Below are 19,622 nucleotides of genomic sequence, written 5' to 3' on the forward strand. Positions count from 1 at the left end.
GCCCGCCGGGGCGGGCGCCTCCCGGCAGGGCCCGACCGTTCGGGTCGGGTCCTGCGTTTTCTCATTCGGTGGGCAGCTTGTAGAAGTAGTGCAGCTGATCGGCATTCTCGGGGTGGTAGAGAATGGTCGCGATGTCCTCGATCATGGTGGCCACGTCGTCCGCAGACTGCCAGTAGTTCTTCTGGATGCCCCAGACATTCCCCTCCCGAATGGCCTTCATATCCGCAAGATAGTCGCCGTTGGCCAGGATGTCGGCCACGGTGGAGACGCTCACGTCGCTGGTGTTGTCGTAGATCAGCACGTCGGCATCCACCGCACCCTGGTAAAATTCCTCCACCGTCATCTTGGTGTTGCCGCCCTGATCGGGCTCCAGATCGGCAAAGGGATAGTCGCCGCCGGCCAGCTCCAGCATCTTGTTGACGTAGTCGCCGCCGTTGCGCACATACACGGTGCCTTTGAACACATAGGTCTGGATGACGGAAGGATGCTCGGTCTCCTGGGCCACCTGATCGGCCACGGCCTGCACCCGCTCAACCTCCTCGTTGAAGTAGGCGTCCGCCTCGTCCTCCATGTCCAGCAGAGCGCCCACCAGCTTGACCCACTCCACGCGGCCGAGGGGGTGATTTTCCAGGTGCTGGCTGTCGGCGATGTAGGGGATTCCCAACTCGTCCAGCTTGGCTAACACCTCGTCGCTCCCGTGCATGGTGTTGGCAGAGATCAGGATGACCTGAGGAGCGGCGGCGCTGATCAGCTCGTAGTCGGGGGCGGAATTCTTGCCCACATAGGTGGTGGTACCGTCCTCGATCTGCTGGGCAATCTGGTCAATATACCACTTGTCCTTGTCCGTGGTCACCAGGCTGACCTTATCCAGGGCCCCGATGGCGTGGAACAGGGTGGCGTGCGTGGTGGAAAAGCAGCCGATCTTGGTCAGCGGAGCCTGGAGCACGGTCATCCCTTCCACGTCCTGGGGCACCGATCCCCCCTCCGGCACCCAAAGGAATTTCTGCCCTGCACCGTCAGTGATGATCTTGCAGCCGTTAGCACAGTAGTCTACCGCAAAGTTGTTGGCATACGCAAGCTCCATGCTGCGTACGACAGTCAGATCATTGGGGTCTGTCGCGTCCGTCTCGACCACGGGCGGTGTGCTGGAACTCTCCGGCGCAGCCTGCTGACTGCAGCCTGCCGCTGCAAGCAGCATCACGACGGCAGCGCAAAGGCCAATCACTCTGTGCAGATGTTTTTTCATTGCAATTCCTCCTCATGATTTGCTTCTTCTCTATCTGGAAACGTGCTTTTCCACGTATTCCACAGCTCCAGTTTCCCCTCCAGCCGGCAGGCGTGTTCCAGCATCCTCCGATGCATCTGACAGTCCAGCGGAGAGAAAACATTCACCCGGGAGGCCGGACACCCTCCGCCGCAGAGGCCGGCCGCCGGGCAGCGCACGCAGCGGTCCGCAAGCTCCAGTCCCGGGCAGGGCTGCTCCGGAAAGTCCCCTTCCATGCCCACCTGTCCCAGAAGGCAGCGCTCCGCGCCGGCCAGGGCGGAACAGGGCCACAGGCGGCCGTCCGGTGTCACAGCCAGGGAACGCCCCGTCTGCGCGTTGCAGTAACAGGTCCGTTTCCGGCCGGTGCGCAGCAGCAGGCGCAGGCGTTCCAGCTCCTTGAGCCTGACGGGATGCCCCAGGGCGGCCAGCTCGTCATGCCGGGCCAGCAGACGGTTCAACCCCTCTTCCAGCGCCTGCGGCGAGGGGGACAGTCTTGACGACGTTCCCCTCCCCTGCGGCCGAATCAGGTCCAGGCCCACACCGTAGACATTGCCGCACCAGAGTCCGAAGTCCAGCAGGCGGTCCAGGTGTTTCGCATTGACCGCGGTCACCACGGCGGTCAGATTGACAGTCATACCGGCCTCCGCCAGCATCTGCAGCCCCCGGACCACAGCGGGAAACGAGGGGGCGCCGCCCGGAAAGAACCGCGCAGCGTTCTCCCCGGCAACGCCGTCCAGGCTCACCCCCACTGCGACCCCCCTCGCCCTGATCTCCCGGCAGAGCTTCGGGGTGAGCAGGGTTCCGTTGGTCTGCAGGGAGGCGTACAGCTTCCGGCCGGTGGCCTGTCCGAAATCCAGCACCCGCCGCGCCGTATCCCAGCGCAGCAGCGGTTCTCCGCCGGTGAATTGGACGTGCAGCCGTCCCCCCGGCGGACAGGCCCGGGCCACAGCCTCCGCGGCCAGATCCTGCGGCAGATCCTCACCCGCTGCGCACCCCTCGGCATAACAGTAGGCACAGGTCAGGTTGCACCGGTTGGTAAGGCGCAGAACCAGGGTGTCCAGTCCCGCTTTCATTGGTAGCCGTCCTCCATGACGCCCTCCATGTCCATGTAGATGCGCTGGATGGCCCGCAGATCCTCTTCCTCTGCCTGCCACATGCCGCGCTGATGGGCCTCCAGAAAGCGTTCACTCATCTGAAGCACTGCCGCGTCATTGACCTGCTCCATCCACTGCCGCGTCTCGTCATCCAGCAGAAATTGCCGTGCCATGGCGTCATACATCCAGTTGGAGGACACTTCCGCTGCGGCATCCCATCCAAAGAAGGTGTCAAAGGTGGTGGACAGCTCCTGGGCGCCCTTATATCCGTGCCGTTTAAGTCCCTCCAGCCATTTGGGGTTCAGAATCCGGCTGCGCATGACCCGGGCCAGCTCCGTCTCCACATCTGTGGTTTCCGGACGGGCCGGATCGGCGGTGAGCCCTGAGAGGGAGACGGGCTTTTCTCCGCTGCAGTCCCTGACACAGGCGATGAGGCCGCCATGATAGCTGTAAAAGTCATCGCTGTCCAGCATGTCGATCTCCAGAGAGGACTCATTCTTGATGGTTACCCCCACCGACGACAGCCGGCTGCGGAACAGCTCCGGCATGGCCTGGCCGTGGAAGCGGCTGCTGTACCCGTGGGAACTCCAGAGGGTGTAGACCTTGCTCAGGTCGGTCCAGTCCTTCCAGTTCCGGCTGTGGATGGCCTTGCTCACCCCGGCTCCGTAGCTGCCGGGCGGACAGCCGAACACCCGCAGGGAGGACTGCTCAGCCGCCTCATTTTCGCTCAGTCCCTGGGATATCAGTCGCTCCCGTTCCTGATCCGTGTGCTTCTTCACAAAATTCTGTTCCGGGTCCTCATCCAGACCCGCCACAGTGAGCACCGCCCGCTCCACCAGCTCCACCACATTGGGGAACGTGTCGCGGAACAGTCCGCTGATGCGCAGCACCGCGTCGATGCGGGGCCGCCCCAGCTCCGCCAGCGGGATGGGCTCCACCCCCACCACCTTGTCCGTGTGCCCCAGATAGCAGGGCCGCACTCCCATCAGGGCGAACACCTCCGCGATGTCCTCTCCGTGGGTTTTCATGCACTCGTCGGAGTAGACCACAACGGCCACGCTCTCCGGCCAGGGCTGCCCCTTCTGCGCGCGATAGGCCTCCACCGCCTGCTCCGCCAGCGTCCTGCCCACCGCCCAGGCCGCCCGGCTGGGCACCGCGGCAGGGTCAATGGCGTAAAAATTCCGCCCGGTCGGCAGGATATGTACATTTCCGCGGGAAGGACTTCCCCCGGGCAGGGGCGGAATAAAGCGCCCCTCCACACCGGCCAGCAGCAGGTCTGTCTCCTCCGTGGTGCGGAGGAGACGAGGCACCACCTGACGGCACACAAATTCCAGCACCCGGCTTAGCGGTCCGGTGTCTCCCGGAAAATGCTCATCCGCCACAATTCTCTCCGCCCCCTCCGGCCGGTATTCCTCCTCCGCCAGGCGCGCAAAGATCCGGCGGGCCGTTTCCGTGGCCCCGTCCCGGATGCGCAAGCCGGTTCGGCCATCCGGATAGCCCCGCTCCGGCGCAGCCCGCAGCTCCTCCGGGTCCCAGCCCTGGGCCAGCAGAATGCTGTCCTCCAGGGCAGGCACTGTGCCGTTGGGCACGCGGACCAGGGCCCTTGCCAGATTGTCAAGCCGCTCCTCTTCCGGAACCTGGCCGTAGATGTGCAGCCCGTCCCGCACAAGGGAGGTCTTGATTCGGCTCACCCAGCGGTGGATGCGGTTCACGCCCTCTTCCGAGTCGGCCTCCAGGGCTTTGCGGTCCAACTTCAGATCTTCGGTGAGATGCAGATCTTCCGCCAGACGGAAGATCTGCTCCAACAGTGCGGGCACCTGCGCCGGCCGGGCCTGTCTGGCGTGGTAATAGCCGTCGATCGCCTCATCTAGATCTGTCAGGCCTCCATAGGTGTCCGCATCGTCCATGGAGGGGATCAGGTGGTCAAGGATGCAGGCGTAGGAGCGCCGCTTGGCCTGCATTCCCTCGCCTAGGATGCTGATGTTGTAGAGATACAGGTGAGGCACTCCGCCGATGCAGATATCCCCGAAACAGCCGGCAGACAGGCCAATCTCCTTGCCCGGCAGCCACTCCAGAGTGCCGTGGGTTCCCACATGGATCACCACGTCCGCCCCGAACACCTCGTCCACCCACCGGTAAAATGCCAGGTAGGAGTGGGGCGGCGTGCTGTCGGTGCTGTGGTAAAGGGCCTCGGCCTGTTCGGGCGAAGCGCGCAGCGGCTGCACCCCCACAAACAGATTTCCGTTACAGATGCCAGGAATGACGATCTGCCCGCCAGACACCATGATAGTGCCGGGCGCCGGCCCCCAGCTCTTCTCCATCTGTGCACGGGTCTCAGTGGGAAGCCGGCTAAACCACGCCTGATACTGGGCTGCTGGCACCGTGGCTGCCGCCCGCTCCAGGGCGGCCTCCGGCGAAAGCCAGCGCCCGTCATTGGTTACCGCAGCCCGGATGCGTTCGATGATCTCCGCACCGCTGGCAAACGGGCACGCAGTCCGCAGTCCCTGCTCCTCCAGCGCCCGCACCATCCGGAACACCGTCTCCGGCGTGTCCAGACCGTGGGCACTACCGATGGTATCGTTGCGGGGCGGCATATTGTGAAAGATGATCGCCAGCCTCTTCTCTTCCATGGGTTTTCGGGCCAGCCGGGCCCAGCGGCAGGCCAGCTCGGCCACCCGGGCCGCCCGGTCAGGCAACGGACGGCAGACCTTCCGCCCGTCCGCCGCCCGCTCGGTCACCGCATAGGGCACGGAGATAAGCTGTCCGTCGAACTCCGGCTGGTACACGCAGATGGGCAGGGAGACCAGATCCAGTCCGCGGATGTCCCTGTGATACTCCTCGGCGTTGAAATAAGTCGTAAGCGCCTGGATGACCGGAAGGCCCCAATCCTCAAATACGCTGGCCGGCACCTGGCCCGCCCGGACCTCCTGCCCCGACAGGGTCGTCAGGCTGAAGCCGTACGACACTACCAGAGCCGCCGGAATCGGACTGCCGTCTGCCCGCCGGTAGGCCCGTGCCATCCGGTACAGCATTCCCTGCTGCGCCGTGTGATCCGACGCAAAGGAGTCGGACAGGGCGTAGGGCACACAGCCCCGGGCCTGGATGGCCCTCAGCAGGGCATCCACATGTTCCAGATTCCCGGTCTTGGTGTAGTGATCGTGGATCAGCACGCCGATCACCGGCCTGGACTCCGCGGCCATCCGCGCCTGAAAGGCCCCCTCGGCCTCCAGCGGCAGAAGGCCCTCCAGCGTATAGATCCCCTGCCCCCGGATCGGACTGGGGGGTGAAAGAGGGTAGTCCCCGCCAAAGCAGTGATTGAGCGCACACAGCACCAGCCTTTCCAGATCCGCCTGGCTCCCCGCCTGATAGTAGGCGTCCAGAGCGGCGTAGACCGGCGGCTCCAGCTCTGACTCCGGAAGGAGTTCCGCCAGCTCATCCCCCATGGTGGAGGTGAAGTAAACCGGACGTCCAGCCAGCGCCTTCCACAGCCGGGGAAAGCAGTGAAGATTCTGGATCGAGCCGTGAGAGGCCAAAAAGGCCATATCCGCCTGGCCGGCGGCATCCAGCAACCTCTGTTCCAGTTCTGCGGAGGCATTGACCTCCCGGATGGAGTAGACCTGCCCCTCCGATGCGCCGGGGTACCGCTCTTCCAGGGTGGCCAGCGCCTGGGGCATGGCCCAGAGCCGGTATTCATTCATGAGCACAAACAAAAGTTTTACCATGGATACCTCCTCAGATTACCACCGGACTGTGCCCGCGTACCAGCTGCGCGAGGGACCTGGCCCGCAGCTCTTCCACCCGGTAGCAGGGAGCCCCCATCACCTGTGCCAGCCGGGCCGCCAGCCCCAACGAGATGAACTGACGCTCGGTGTCAATGACCACGGCCGGAATTCTGGCCTCCGCCACCCGCCTTGCCGCCAGCAAGGCCTCCTCCACCGGATCTCCGCCCTGGCTGAAGTTGGCCCGCCCGTCTGTAATGAGCACCAGCAGGGGCAAAGACTCTTTCACCCGGCGCCGCTGACACTCCAAAACGCGGCACGCCTCCTGCAGCCCTGCCGCCAACGGGGTGCGCCCGCCGGTGGGAAGGGACTGCAGTTCCCGCTGGGCCAGCTCCACACTCCGGGTGAGCTCCAAAAGGCAATCTGCCTCTCCGCCCCGGAAGGCCACCAGCCCCACCCGGTCACGCCGCTGGTAGGAGTCCATCAGCAGCGAGAGCACTGCCTCTTTGACCTCCTTCATCCGCCTTGCCGCCCCCATAGAGCCGCTGGCATCCACCGCAAACACGATATCCGCGCCCACGCGGCTCTCCCGCACTTTCTCCCGCAGATCGGACGGCAGAATCACCAGCCCTGACGCGCCGCCGCCCCGGGCCAGCTGATGGGGCGCGGCAGCCCGCAGCGTGGCGCCGATGGCCAGATCTTCCGCCTTTCCATGCGGGATGCGGTCGCACACCGCCCGGCCCCGCCGGGTGGCGGACCGAGTCTTGCTGCGCCGCCCGCTGCCTTTCCGGGCCAAGCGGTCGGCTCGCCCAGTCAGCAGGGCCCGCACCTCGTAGGTCTCTTCCCCCCGTTCCAGCCGATCCGGTGACTCCCCCTGTCCGGCGGGCGGCCGGGGGGATGTGTCCTCCGCCGGAGTCGGCGGTGCCGCGGAACAGCTACCGTCCGTCGGCATCTCCCCGGACTCCGGAGTGTGATCCGGCTGCTGCTCCCGGGGGGGAGGCGATTGCCGCTCCTGCGGCGGCTCTCCGCCCTCCCTTCCGCGGTGGGGCAGCGCCAGCTCCGCCGCCCTGCGGAGATCCTCTCTGTTCAGATAGGTCCTCCCTGCGAGAGCCGCCAACGCCCGGGCGGTGTGCAGGATGGCCAGTTCCGCCCGGTGTCCGGCGGCATTGGCCTGCTGAGCCAGCAGGCAGATTTCCTGTTCCTCCGCCGCTCCTACTGCCACCTGCGGCAGGATCCGGCGTGCGGCAGCCAGCGTCTCAGCGAGGCGCGCCTCCTGTCTGGCCCATCGGTTCCGAAAGCCCACAGGGTCTGCCTCAAAATCCAGGGTGCGGCGCACCACCTCTTTCCGGGCCTCCGGCTCCCTTTCCCCTTCCACCGCCACGTAAAGTCCAAAGCGATCCAGGAGCTGGGGCCGGAGTGTTCCCTCCTCCGGATTCATTGTCCCCACCAGGGAAAAGCGAGCGGGACAGGTGTAGGAGATGCCCTCCCGCTCCACCCGGCACACTCCGCTCTCCAACGTGTCCAGCAGTGCACTGCTCAGAGCGGCGGGCAGCAGGTTGACCTCATCGGCGTAAAGGATCGCCCCGTCCGCCCGGGCCAGCAGACCGGGCTGAAACTGCCGCCGTCCGGTGCGCACGGCAAGCTCCAGATCCACACCGCCCAGCAGCATGTCCTCCGAAGTGCTGACCGGCAGTTCCATCAGCCGCACGCCCGCCAGGCCGCCCAGGGCCCGCACCAGGGTGGACTTGGCCGTCCCCTTTTCGCCGCACAGCAGCACTCCGCCGATGCGCGGCTCCACCGCCAGACAGAGGAGGGCCTCCTTTACCCTATCCTGGCCCACCACAGCGGAAAACGGGTACAGAAGTCTATCCATGGGACAATTCCTCCCAGTTGATCCGGGCACTTCCGGCCTGTTCAAACGGGGTGCGGCGCAGCCGGTGGGGCAGCGCCAACTCCGCCGCTTGCCGCAGATCCGCCTCCTCCGCCGCCGGGCGGCCCGCCAGCGCGGCCAGGGCCCGGGCCGTCTTGAGCATCGTGATGTCCGCCCGATGGCCGTCCACCTGAAGCGCCGTGCAGACCCGGGCCACGGTGTCAAAGAGGCCCTCCGGCAGCTGAACCTGAGCCAGCCGGGCACTCGCCTCTGCGATCTGCCGGCGCAGCTTCTCCTGCTCCGGCTCATACGCAGCACAGAAGGCGGCGGGATCTGCCTCAAAGGCCAGCCGGCGGCGCACCACCTCCTTGCGGGCCTCCAGTTCCTGTTCCCCGTGCACTTCCACCATCAGGCCAAACCGGTCCAGGAGCTGCGGGCGGAGGTCTCCCTCCTCCGGGTTCATGGTCCCGACCAGCACAAAGCGGGCCGGATGGCTGTAGGAGACGCCCTCCCGCTCCACGGTGTTCACCCCCATCGCGGCGGAGTCCAGCAGCACATCCACAATGTGGTCTTCCAGCAGGTTGATCTCGTCCACGTAGAGAATATTTCCGTTGGCCTGGGCCAGCAGGCCCGGCTCAAATGCCTTTACGCCCTCTTTCAGCGCCCGCTCCAGAGCCAGCGTTCCGACGACCCGGTCCTCCGTGGCGCTCACCGGCAGCTCCACCACCCGCCTTCGGTAACGGACCGCCTTCCGGTCCGGATGGCTGCGGCATTCGTCACACAGCGTATCTCCGTCCATCCGGCAGTGAAAGGGACATCCTTCCGCCACTTCCACTTCGTCCATCAGGGCCTCCAGTCCGCGTACCGCGGTGGACTTGGCCGTTCCCTTCTCGCCCTGAATGAGCACGCCGCCCAGGTGCGGGTCCACCAGGTTGAGGAGCAGTGCGGTCTTGAGTTTCTCCTGACCCACAATGGCGGTAAAGGGATACTGATATCGCTCCATTGGACATGACCAACCTTTCCTGATCAAATTGCAGATAAAAAAACGGGACTGGAGCATGCTCCAATCCCGTTTTGTACCTGCAGACACTCCCCCCTCGGCTTGCCGAGGGGGCGTTCCATCTGTTGCACACTGACTCCTGAGATCCGAAGAGCATAATCGTGCACGCAACAGGCAGGTCTTCTGACTTATGCATCTTCATCCACGCCAGCCTTCCCGGTAAAGTAACCAGTGACACGTTTGGCGGGACTCCGCAATTACAGCAGCGGCCCTGTGCGGGATTTTCACCCGACTTCCCTTTTCTGTCTTCCCCCGAGGGAGATGACACACCTGTGCGCTTTACTATTCTACTTTTGATAAATTGATTATATTCTCACGTTTATTCATTGTCAATCTATTATCAGTTGTAATTACAGCAATATCCTAGTGAATCCACAATATAGGTTTACTTTTTTACTATACAATGATAAATATGTGATGTGAAAGTATCCCAACCGACCACTCTGTCAACCAACTGCCGCAAGACCATAGATTGGACTATGCCGGACCGACGGTAAAAGGACAACGTACACATTAGTCAAACCGGCAAGCCACAGTTTCTGAAAAACGGCTGAAACCGGGAGACCCATGGCGCTATTCTTATTTTAACACCGGGTTTTCACTCTACGAAAAGATAGGAACCGTCTCTCTTGCCCAAATGGTAATACAGATCAATGGAAAATTTAGTAAAAAGCTCTCTAGTATGTAGGAAGAGGGAGTATTCAACACATTAGAGATCTCGAGACAGCCGCTTCCCTTATTTCATGAACTGGTGGTATTCGCCGCCAATATGGCAAACATAAAAAGGTAAAACAATGGTGGCTATGTTAGACACGACAAATGTAGAAGCGCAGCCACTGCCTATTGAGGCTCGGAAAATCTCGCATCCTTATCTAGAGAGCTTGGGAATCCCGCAGATAGGAATACCCATGCCTGGGCAGAGCGGATACTCAATGTCACCATTACCGCCAGAATGCCGGACGATATACTAGTGTCTTTTATTGAGGATCAGGATGAAACCTTGGCTAAATTGTTGGAAAACTTTGGCTTACTGACTGGAGGTTGTTTGAAAAATGAAAGTTGCACAACGGAAGAAGATAACAAAATAACAACAGGAACGGCTCAAACCGTTGCTACCGACGGAATAAACAGAAAAGCATGGCCGCCCCAAAATGATAATCGCACAAGGCTAAACAGGATACTCTGGATTGCCCGCAGCGGTGTTCAGTGGCGGGAACTGTCAGAGGTCTACGGCCCCTGGCAGTCTATGTACACCTGATTCGCCAAATGGCGGGGAACAAAACGGCACATAAAGCGGTTGCCGTACCCGAGGCAGGATGAATACAAAGTTCCTGGCTGTCGCGGATTGCTAGGAAAACCCGATAGCATTTCTTATCTCTGTTGGAAATGACCACGATGATTCTGTTAACGCCATCCAATTACTGAAAAAGTCAAGCTTAATATGAGGCAACAAATCCTGGGCCAACTAGCTCTGTCAGGCCGTGAACGGCTTGAGCCAGGTAGAGGTTTTTTCTTAGGTAAGGACAGCTCTGCCTTATTTGATACGCTTTAGGAGGCTCTGGATACCGCCGAGTGCCATCTCCAGGAGCCAGAAGTCGCCGAACATCTGTCGGGTAATGATCTGTACGAACTCTGTCAGAATCAAACGGCCCAGCCCAAGCTTTTGGCTCAACTGAAAGAGGATGCTCGTCTGGTTCGGCAGTTGTTCCAAAGCTCCTATGTAGGCGACCTGCAAAAGGAACTACTGGAGGCACGTGACCGGTTTGGAGAATCGATTCTGAAAGAACATCTTCAATCTCTTTTGGCACAAAACCCTTATTTCAAGGAATTTGAATAGATGGAATAGCTCGGCATGTGATCGACACTGGCCGAGCCTATTTCCCCCTAAAAATTCCTTATTCTTCAGCACAAGTGATGTATGACTTGTTGAACGATACATATCATCCAATGCTCTTGTTATCAGACCCCCGATGGTATAAAATGTTATCAGAATCAGTCATTTACATGTAGGGGGGATTTTAAGTGGCAGCTATAAGATCGATTTTCGAGTATGTCAGTGACAAGTGTTATAATGGACTATACAATGCCGCAAAAAAGTACCTCGATAACCATTGGCGCACAATGGGGCTTGAAACAAGACGTGTGGCTGAAATAAAAAATGCTGAACTGATAGATGCAACTGCACAACGGGTTTATGTTACAGATCGACCTGGCAACTGTATTGCATTTGACATTGGCCTAGAGTTAGAGGTTTGCGTGTCGTCTGCCGATCACCACAATGACAGCGATGATACCTGCTATCCATGGCTTCGCTTTTCCTGCGAAGGGGACCTCTCCAAAGGCTTAGATGACTGGGAAATCCGCGAAATTACGCCTTATGTTAAGCGCAATGTACCAGACAATTCTATGTCTGACGCGCTGGTTCCAGATATCCGCCCTGCACAATATGAAAAAACGGCTACAGACTTTCTTGAGGAATATTATCCAGAAGCCTTACGAATTACAAAAGTTGGAGAACCTCCTATTTATGTCGACCCTTATGTTTTAGCTGATCGTCTGGGACTTTCGGTTTTGACGCATCGTATCAATAAAGAAGGGTCCATTTTTGGACAGCTCTTCTTTTTGGAAGCAGATGCGGAAATGTACGATATCGAACATGACAAGTACGTAGTTATCCATGTTCCAGCAAAAACCATAGTTGTTGATCCCCGGATGTACCTGTTCCGTAATCTCGGATCTGTCAACAATACCATTATCCACGAATGCGTCCATTGGATCAAGCACCGCAAGGTGTTCATGCTGGAAAAGCTGTATAATGAAAAAATACATGGAATTACCTGTGAGGTTGTCGGAGGGGCAAGAGCAAATATGTCCAAGCAGGCAACAGAGAAAATGGAACAGCAAGCTAACCGACTAGCTCCTCGAATCCAAATGCCTGCAGCCCCTTTTAAGGCAAAAGCTTCTGACTATATTGCCAAATTTATGCGCGAGATCGGTGCACACCACGAAATTGAAGTTATGGAGGCGGTAATTCAACAACTTTCGGTAGAGTTTGTGGTCTCTAAGCAGGCTGCTAAAATTCGCTTGGTAGAGATGGGTTTTGAATCGGCTGTTGGTACATTTAATTTTATCGATGGCCATTATGTCCCACCGCACAGTTACAGCAAGGGAGCCATTTCCAGAAACCAAACATTTACCATAAGCGGTCGGGATGCAGCAATACAACGGCTCGTTAACCCCGCTCTCCATTCTCTGACGCAGGATGGAGATTACCTTTTTCTTGAAAACCACTATGTTTTCAAGGCCCCGATGTATATTAAGAAGGATTCCGAAGGTCACCTCCATCTGACAAAATATGCCCGTTCTCATATGGACGAGTGCTGTTTGGTCTTTGATATGGAGATTCAAGGGGATGTTAGCAAGGAATACCATACGGTTTGTTATCTTAATCGTGAAGAAGGGGCCTATACCTTTAACATTACATATAATGAGGATTTTCGCGCCAAAACCAAGGAGCAACAAAAAGCTTACCGTCAAAAGGAAAAACAGGAAGAAATAGAAATTCGTATGAAAATGACAGATGACCCTTCTCAATGCATGAAACTGCTCCTTAACTGGAAAGGAATGAGCAATCTTGACTTGGGCGTTGCTATTAATAGAGATGAACGCACCATTAGACGAATCGTCAATGGAGAGAACGTTCCAAGCTTAGAGACTGCTGTCCTGATTTGTCTGGGGTTGAACTTGCCCCCAATTATCAGTTCCAAACTGCTGGATTCACTTGGGGTTAAACTGATACCTAGTAAATCCACTCATCTCTGGTACCAGGAAGTCCTAAATGTAAAATATAACGAACCTGTTGAGGATGCCCAGGCTTATCTTGCAGAGTTTGATATTGAACTAAAATAAAATTTTGGACACCCTGTGTCCGGAGACCTCAGTTTGCTAAATAGGAGGCTTCAACATGTCTGGTGTGCGTAAATCTGAACGCAAAAATCCCCAGCGAGATTTACCACCTAAACCTTCACCGGCTTACAATGAAGTTAAGAAAAAATTTGGTATGGAGAACATGATAATAGAAGAATTCACAGTTTTTCTTCGACATACCTCCCGATGGCTTGGTACTGATCTTACCACAAAATCGGTTAAAAACTATATCAAAACTATTTGTGACCATAGCGATGGGCTGTTGCGACCAGATGATTTTAAAGAAAATCCGGAAAACCCCAAAAGTTCATATTGCATACGGCCAGAATGTCAGGGACTACTAGTTGTCTTATCAATTCTGAATATTTTGACGGACGCAAGAATGATCGTAGATTAAAGACCCGTTCTGACCTTAATAATCAATTAGCAAAAAATGTACGAGAGTATCTTACAGACAGCGATAAGCAGCTCGTCTTAAATAACCCAAGCTATGTCAATGCAGAATTAGAGGCTCAATTGTCCCGGTAAATCAACCGGCAACTCATCATCCTTTTACGTACTATGTACCATGTTTCACCAGTAATTCGATATAAACTGATGATGGAATTTATAAAACAGCTTGTGAACTTAAACGACTGGATGTCCAGACAAGATTCGAAGGAAATTGCTGCCCGTCTGGTTTATGCTCATGAGCTGGACGCAATACATGATGCACTGTATCAGAAAGGGCTTTTTTCCTCTAAATCGCTGGATGAATTACTCATCAACCTTCTTGCATTTCGTATGCATGACAAAGAATTCACTTATATTGAAGATAATGAGCAAATGACTCCAATAGGTGTGTATTTGGCTACTCTCATTTTTCAGAGTGAATTTCCTAAAGAATCTGAAACGCAAAAACAGATGGATGACATCAATCGAGCAATAGAAAATCAATCACTCTATCAATGCATACAGGAAAAGGCCAAGAAGATTTTGGAGTTAAGCAATCCTTTTGAGGAACAAATGTATTACGATCTGATGAATATGGCCAAAATGCGCTGTTGCACCCCGTATGTTTCTCCAGAAGATTACGATCGCATGGTGCGTTTTACAGAAAGCGCAATTGCAGATGACAAATGGGATATTATAAATAAATTTCTTCAATTAGGAAATCGGGCGCTATCTAAACAAGACATGGAAAAAAACTGAAGCAATATCTTTCCGTTTCTAATACAACTCTCGCATGGTAGCCTGGAAGCGCCAGATGAGAGTTGACTCAGAAATGTGCGCTGGGGCGCATCTGAATGACTTTAATTGTCATTTGGATGCGCCCCGGTTTTTTATTTCCAATATAGAGTGACGGACACGCCATGTCCGACGCTCACTCAGCAGAGATGCTATTCTATGTCCACCAAGGCCGGACTCATTTTTTTAAAAAGTTTTTTAATCCGGACATGAGCTGTCCGCTTTAACCTGTATGATTCGGCCATGGAGGTGAAAGGGGGTGAGAGTGTGAGGAGCAACGACCGGCAGCAGCAGATCATCAACCTGCTGTGCCAGCGGCGGAGCGATACCGTTCAGAATCTGGCAGCGGAACTCGGCGTCTGTGAACGAACCATCCGCCGTGACATTGAAGAGCTCACACTCAACTACCCCCTCGAGACAGTCCGGGGCCGATATGGAGGCGGGGTCAGGATGGCCAACTGGTACTTCCAGGACCGGCCTAAACTATCCCCCAAGCAGACGGCCCTGCTCAAGCGACTAGCAGTTGGACTGCATGGCGAGGACCTGGATGAAATGAACCAGATCCTGGCCCGTTTCGCTTCCTGAAGGAGCGCCCACCGCTCCACGGCACCTTGAAAAGTTCATACCAGCAGTACGGATCACCACCGAAACAGTCGAGCGTCATACAGCGCGCGCCATGACACCCACGGCAACGCCCTGGGCCGAGCGAGAACGCCACCTGCATGGGGCGCTATGGCACGCGCTTTTGCAATGACGCTGTTTGGGTACATAATGAGACACCTCGCTTGGCCTGCGCATAAGACAGGCGGCGCTGCCCTGGAGTTGAAAGCAGTAGAGACTCCAGGTAAAAGCCCGTGCGGCTTCTTGCCGGAAGCCGATCCGTACTGTTCCCCATCGTCGGGGGGGCGAGCTGCAAATACGACGAAAATGAAAAAGAAAAACAACCCACTTATTCAAGGAGATTTTACAAATGATCAGTTATCATAACAGGCAGGTCTCACATCATGAGATCGACCATATCTTTCAGGACCTCTTCCCAAACCATGGCATGACGGCCCGGCCCAGCCAAATCGAGTTGAGCCACAAGATGCTGGATGCCATGACCCACAGCAAGATCGCTTTAAGTGACGCAGGAACAGGAATCGGCAAGACCTACGCCTATCTGGTGGCTGGTGTTTCTTTTTCTCGTGCGTTGAGCCGGGAGAACATTCCTTTCCAGCCCATCCTCATTTCCACCTCCAGCATCGCCCTGCAAACGGCGGTAAAGGAGGAATACATCCCGTTCCTCTCCTCTGTTCTTCTGGAGGACAAGCTGATCCAGACCCCCATCCGGGCGGTCATTCGAAAAGGAAAAAGTCACTATGTCTGTGATGAGCGTCTAATGCGCCGCCTGCGGCAAGTAGACCTGGAGCGAAAAAATCCGCTGGCCGTCCAGGCCCTCCTCTCCCTGCGGGATCATTTGGATACAGACCAAGCCCCCCATCTCAGTCAGTATGACCGAAATCGTGTGTGTGTCCCCACCGTGTGTGTTTGCCGCAGGGATGGCTGCCGGTACCTCTGCTATATGGAAGCCTGCAACTCTGACCGCTATCTGTTTCAGATCTGTAACCATAATCTGTTATTGGCCGACGCCATTCATCGTGGCAGCGGTCACCGCCCCATCCTGCCGGACGTTGGCGCTTTGATCATTGATGAAGCACACAAGCTGCCTGAGACTGCCCGACAGATGTTTGGCGTTACCCTGGTAGCCAAAGACATCCGCACGCTGATCCGCACCCTACGGGCGGAACGATATCTGCTGGCATCGGAATCCCTGGCTGATATGGCGTCGGCGCTTCTGAAGCTCATGTCTCTGCCTCCTGATGGTGACCGCCCTTTTTCGGACTATGTCCGACACATGATAGGACCGGCCCGAACCCTGGCTACCATCCAGAGACAGATCGGCGGGGTACTGACGCCAACCGCCAGAAAGGAATTGGATCGGATATCCTCCGCAGTCCATCTGTTTTTGGAGGAACGCTCTGACCTGGTATTCTACACTGCGGCGGATGACGATGGCGGCACATTGCTGTGCGCATCCATCTCCGACCTGACCGCTCAGCTCCAAGCAACGCTCTGGTCACAGCCCCAGCCTGTCCTCCTTACTTCCGGAACGTTGGCCATAGGCAAGGACTTTTGTCGTTTCAAAGAGGAGGCTGGCCTCACCGGCAACTTTCGGGTGGAGGAATCTGTTTCGCCCTCTCCCTTTGATTACCGGAAAAACTGCCTGCTGTATTTTCCTGCTATGCCGCCCAGGCAGCACGAAGTGGACTACTTAGACAAGCTGGCTGAGGAGATCCGCACACTGCTGATCGCAGTCCACGGCCATGCGTTGGTACTGTTTACTTCTTATGCAGGCATGTCCGCTGTGAAGGATCGTTTGAAGCAACAGCCCCTTCCGTTTCCACTGTTTACCATGGGACGGAACGCCCCGCACACCATGGCCCAGTTCAAGGCGGCACCCGGAAGCGTTCTGTTTGCCACCGGCGCTGCCTGGGAGGGCTTTGACTTTCCCGGAGACTGCGTCTCTTTGCTGGTCATCCCCCGACTACCGTTCCAATATCCGGACGCCTTGCAAGAAAAAAAGAGAGAGGCATATCCTGATCTCCGCACGTTCATCCGGGCCGTGGCTGTGCCGGAGATGCAGATCAGACTTAAGCAAGGGTTCGGACGAGCCATCCGCTTGGAGACTGACACCTGTGCCATCGCCATTTTGGATGAACGAGCCGCCAGGGGCAGCCGTTACTTCCGGGATGTTCAATCCGCACTGCCGGAAATGCCTATCACAAGTAGTATCTATGCGGTAGAACGGTTTATCCGGCGAGTCAAGGATGAGAGCTACTTTGAGGAGGCTGCGTGATGGAGGTCCGAAACGAACTGCGTTACCTGTTATCGGTGGGCCTGTGGGAACGGATGGCCGCTGACGGCCTGCTGACCAAAGAAGAACTGGCCAGGGCCAAACGGCTGTCCGTGGAGCGATACCGGCCCGGAACTGTTTGGGAATAGTGCTGGCTATTCCCGCAGGGGTGTGGTATGGTTTCGTTGCCGAAAAAGATGGAAGGAGGTGAATAAGAAATGGCTGAAGTACAAGTGATCCCACCCAAGGCAACGAGACCAGACATCCTGCGGGTAGCAGCCTATTGCCGTGTCAGCTCCGACTCTGCGGACCAGCTCCATTCCTACGCTGCCCAGATCCGGGCCTATACGCAGGCGATCAACGCCCACGATGGCTGGGATCTGGTGGACATCTACGCAGACGAGGGTCTGACCGGCACCCGGATGGATAAGCGTGAGGACTTCAACCGCCTGATGGCAGACTGCCGGAAGGGCAAGATCGATAAGATCGTGGTCAAGTCCATCTCCCGATTTGCCCGAAATACCCGCGACTGTCTCGCCACCCTGCGGGAACTTTCCGCGCTGGGTGTGACCGTCAAATTTGAAAAAGAGAATATCGACACTGGAACGCTCACCTCAGAACTGATGGTGAGCGTTTCCGCTTCTCTGGCCCAGGAGGAATCCATCTCCATCTCCAAAAACCAACGTATGAGCTATCAGCGCCGCATGGAGCGTGGGGAGTTTATTACCTGCTCTGCACCATTTGGATACCAAATCGTTGATGGTAAGAATCTCGCAATCGTAGAGGACCAGGCAGAGATCGTAAAGTGGATCTTTGCAGCCTATCTAAAAGGATATAGCTCCGAGTGGATCGCCCGGGAGTTAAGTGAGAATGGGCCTGCCCCCCTTCATGGTGGACAAAAATGGCATCAGCAGACCATTCGAAATATCTTAACAAACGAGAAATACATTGGGGATGCCCTCTGTCAGAAAACCTACACAACCAACACATTTCCATATCGCAGGAAAGACAACCATGGCGAAGCGGACCAATATTATGTAGAACATACCCACCCTGCCATCATCAGCTATGAGGACTTTCAAAAAGTTCAGGAACTGCTGAAACGGCGGGCAGAGCGACAGTCGATTCCACATGATCAGACTCCGCTTGCTCGGAAGATCATCTGTGGACAGTGTGGGACGCTATACCTGCGGAGAATTTCGAAAGCTGGATATGTTACCTGGGTATGCCGCAGGCATGACAGAAAGGCTGCCGACTGTCCCAATGGAAGGATCAGGGAGGGCAGCATCCATACGGCATTCCTTCGGATGTACCACAAGCTGAGAACCCATGACGGCATCGTGCTGGCACCTGTGTTGAAGCAAATGGAGGCCTTGTCAGATGCCCTACATCGCGGCAACCCGGCCATGCTGGCGGTCAACACAGCCATCGCCGCGGCATCCGAGCAGAGTTACCATCTCACCAAGCTGCACACGGCAGGTCTCCTGGACGAGACTGCCTTATCCACAAAGCAGGCGGAACTCAACGCCAAGCTGACAGAACTGCGCCGGGAGAGGCGAAAGCTGCTTTGCAATGAGGATATTGATGAACAGGTGGATGCACTTCGCCTAACGATCGATACCATCCGAAATGGTCCGGAGACTCTGTCCAGCTTTGACGAAGCCCTGTTCACCAAGCTGGTGGAACGAATCGTTGTAGATACCCAGAGCACCATCCGCTTTCAACTATATGGCGGATTTGAATTCCAAGAGACGCTGGAGGCGTAGGCAATGGCAAATCGGAAGATATTGTATGGCTACCAGATCATACACGGCGATCTGGTTATCCAGGAGGAGGAACGACTCACTGTTCAAAATATATTTACCACCTATCTGGCCGGGTTATCCTATCAGGCACTGGCAGACCGGATGAATGCGGACAACATCCCGTTCTCTCAGGAATCGCCGCTGTGGAACAAGCACAAAATCAAGCGAATGCTGGAAAACTCTCGCTATGCCGGGGAAAATGGATACCCACCCATTATTGACCAAGATACCTTCCAGCAAGTGCAGGAAAAGATCTCAGAAAAGACAAGTGGGAAGTTTCCACGCCGGACGGAATCGGATGGCTTATGGCAAAAGCTGCGAAGCGGATGCTGTCAGACTCGCCTGCTCCGAACCGGAGGGCCAATCGGGCATACCGGAAACGTCCATCTGAAATGTTCTGCCTGCAGAAACGCATTTGTTGTCGGGAAGGAGGAACTGCTTGCGCAGACGGCACGGCAGCTTGCGGCACATGAAAAACCCATATGTAAGCCATACGCGCCCTCTGCGGAGGCTGTTCGCCCGGCCAATGCCATTAACCGGGCGTTGGAACAGCCAGGAGACGGTAAGGAGGCTCTCTCCCACATCCTGCAAGGGGCAGCTGCCCGGTATGCCTGCTGTGATGATGGTGTGGATACGGCTGTAAGCCAAACGCAGCCCGACCAAATCGACTGGGAACGCTTCGAACGAACGGTCTCCCATATCATAATCGGAACAGATAACGCAATCACCGTACACTTCTGATTAGGAACAGAAAGGACAG

General features: G+C 56.6%; 15 protein-coding genes and 1 riboswitch. Of the genes, 9 read left to right on the forward strand and 6 right to left on the reverse strand.

The window, feature by feature from the left end:
* Window positions 1-61: 61 nt before the first annotated feature.
* The 5 genes from HMPREF0372_RS11590 to HMPREF0372_RS11610 are packed head-to-tail and all read right to left on the reverse strand — an operon-like array spanning window position 62 to window position 8,950.
* The gene (locus HMPREF0372_RS11590) at window positions 62-1,246 is read right to left on the reverse strand and encodes an ABC transporter substrate-binding protein (protein WP_007492560.1); all 1,185 of its coding nucleotides are present in this window, start codon (window positions 1,244-1,246) and stop codon (window positions 62-64) included.
* The gene (locus HMPREF0372_RS11595; RefSeq protein ID WP_007492561.1) at window positions 1,243-2,337 is read right to left on the reverse strand and encodes a radical SAM/SPASM domain-containing protein; all 1,095 of its coding nucleotides are present in this window, start codon (window positions 2,335-2,337) and stop codon (window positions 1,243-1,245) included. The genes HMPREF0372_RS11590 and HMPREF0372_RS11595 overlap by 4 nt, the downstream gene beginning before the upstream one ends.
* A complete protein-coding gene (cobN, locus tag HMPREF0372_RS11600; RefSeq protein WP_007492562.1) occupies window positions 2,334-6,080 on the reverse strand; it encodes a cobaltochelatase subunit CobN in 3,747 nt (1,248 codons plus the stop codon). The genes HMPREF0372_RS11595 and cobN overlap by 4 nt, the downstream gene beginning before the upstream one ends.
* A 10-nt stretch (window positions 6,081-6,090) precedes the next feature.
* Complete coding sequence (locus HMPREF0372_RS11605; protein ID WP_007492563.1) at window positions 6,091-7,950, reverse strand: VWA domain-containing protein; 1,860 nt, start codon at window positions 7,948-7,950, stop codon at window positions 6,091-6,093.
* A complete protein-coding gene (locus HMPREF0372_RS11610; protein WP_007492564.1) occupies window positions 7,943-8,950 on the reverse strand; it encodes an ATP-binding protein in 1,008 nt (335 codons plus the stop codon). Before HMPREF0372_RS11610 ends, HMPREF0372_RS11605 begins: the two co-directional genes overlap by 8 nt.
* A gap of 153 nt (window positions 8,951-9,103) precedes the next feature.
* Window positions 9,104-9,293: riboswitch (cobalamin riboswitch) on the reverse strand.
* Window positions 9,294-9,977: 684 nt separating this feature from the next.
* On the opposite strand from HMPREF0372_RS11610, the gene HMPREF0372_RS19255 reads away from it, so the two are divergent.
* Window positions 9,978-10,265: a transposase gene (locus HMPREF0372_RS19255; RefSeq protein ID WP_163390334.1), complete on the forward strand. Its 288-nt coding sequence runs from the start codon at window positions 9,978-9,980 to the stop codon at window positions 10,263-10,265.
* A 276-nt stretch (window positions 10,266-10,541) separates the two neighbouring features.
* Here HMPREF0372_RS19255 and HMPREF0372_RS19780 read toward each other — a convergent pair whose 3' ends face one another.
* Window positions 10,542-10,718 (reverse strand): hypothetical protein, encoded by a 177-nt coding sequence (locus HMPREF0372_RS19780; protein ID WP_155117019.1) that lies wholly within the window; start codon window positions 10,716-10,718, stop codon window positions 10,542-10,544.
* A gap of 311 nt (window positions 10,719-11,029) precedes the next feature.
* On the opposite strand from HMPREF0372_RS19780, the gene HMPREF0372_RS20705 reads away from it, so the two are divergent.
* The 8 genes from HMPREF0372_RS20705 to HMPREF0372_RS11650 all read left to right on the forward strand — a co-directional run bounded on the left by HMPREF0372_RS20705 (window position 11,030) and on the right by HMPREF0372_RS11650 (window position 19,603).
* Window positions 11,030-12,916 (forward strand): XRE family transcriptional regulator, encoded by a 1,887-nt coding sequence (locus HMPREF0372_RS20705; protein WP_230979288.1) that lies wholly within the window; start codon window positions 11,030-11,032, stop codon window positions 12,914-12,916.
* A 55-nt stretch (window positions 12,917-12,971) separates the two neighbouring features.
* Window positions 12,972-13,331: a hypothetical protein gene (locus HMPREF0372_RS19785; RefSeq protein ID WP_007492570.1), complete on the forward strand. Its 360-nt coding sequence runs from the start codon at window positions 12,972-12,974 to the stop codon at window positions 13,329-13,331.
* 200 nt (window positions 13,332-13,531) lie between these two features.
* The gene (locus HMPREF0372_RS11630; protein ID WP_007492572.1) at window positions 13,532-14,125 is read left to right on the forward strand and encodes a hypothetical protein; all 594 of its coding nucleotides are present in this window, start codon (window positions 13,532-13,534) and stop codon (window positions 14,123-14,125) included.
* A gap of 303 nt (window positions 14,126-14,428) precedes the next feature.
* Window positions 14,429-14,746, forward strand: coding sequence for a DeoR family transcriptional regulator (locus HMPREF0372_RS11635; protein WP_414016160.1), 318 nt, complete (start codon window positions 14,429-14,431; stop codon window positions 14,744-14,746).
* 385 nt (window positions 14,747-15,131) lie between these two features.
* A complete protein-coding gene (locus HMPREF0372_RS11640) occupies window positions 15,132-17,060 on the forward strand; it encodes an ATP-dependent DNA helicase (RefSeq protein WP_007492578.1) in 1,929 nt (642 codons plus the stop codon).
* Entirely contained in the window at window positions 17,060-17,206 is a 147-nt protein-coding gene (locus HMPREF0372_RS20125; protein ID WP_007492580.1) for an SHOCT domain-containing protein, read from the forward strand. The genes HMPREF0372_RS11640 and HMPREF0372_RS20125 overlap by 1 nt, the downstream gene beginning before the upstream one ends.
* A 69-nt stretch (window positions 17,207-17,275) precedes the next feature.
* Window positions 17,276-18,823: a recombinase family protein gene (locus HMPREF0372_RS11645; RefSeq protein WP_007492582.1), complete on the forward strand. Its 1,548-nt coding sequence runs from the start codon at window positions 17,276-17,278 to the stop codon at window positions 18,821-18,823.
* Window positions 18,824-18,826: 3 nt separating this feature from the next.
* Window positions 18,827-19,603: a recombinase family protein gene (locus HMPREF0372_RS11650; RefSeq protein ID WP_007492583.1), complete on the forward strand. Its 777-nt coding sequence runs from the start codon at window positions 18,827-18,829 to the stop codon at window positions 19,601-19,603.
* Window positions 19,604-19,622: the final 19 nt, after the last annotated feature.

The sequence above is a fragment of the Flavonifractor plautii ATCC 29863 genome (assembly GCF_000239295.1).
Taxonomy (GTDB): Bacteria; Bacillota; Clostridia; order Oscillospirales; family Oscillospiraceae; genus Flavonifractor; species Flavonifractor plautii.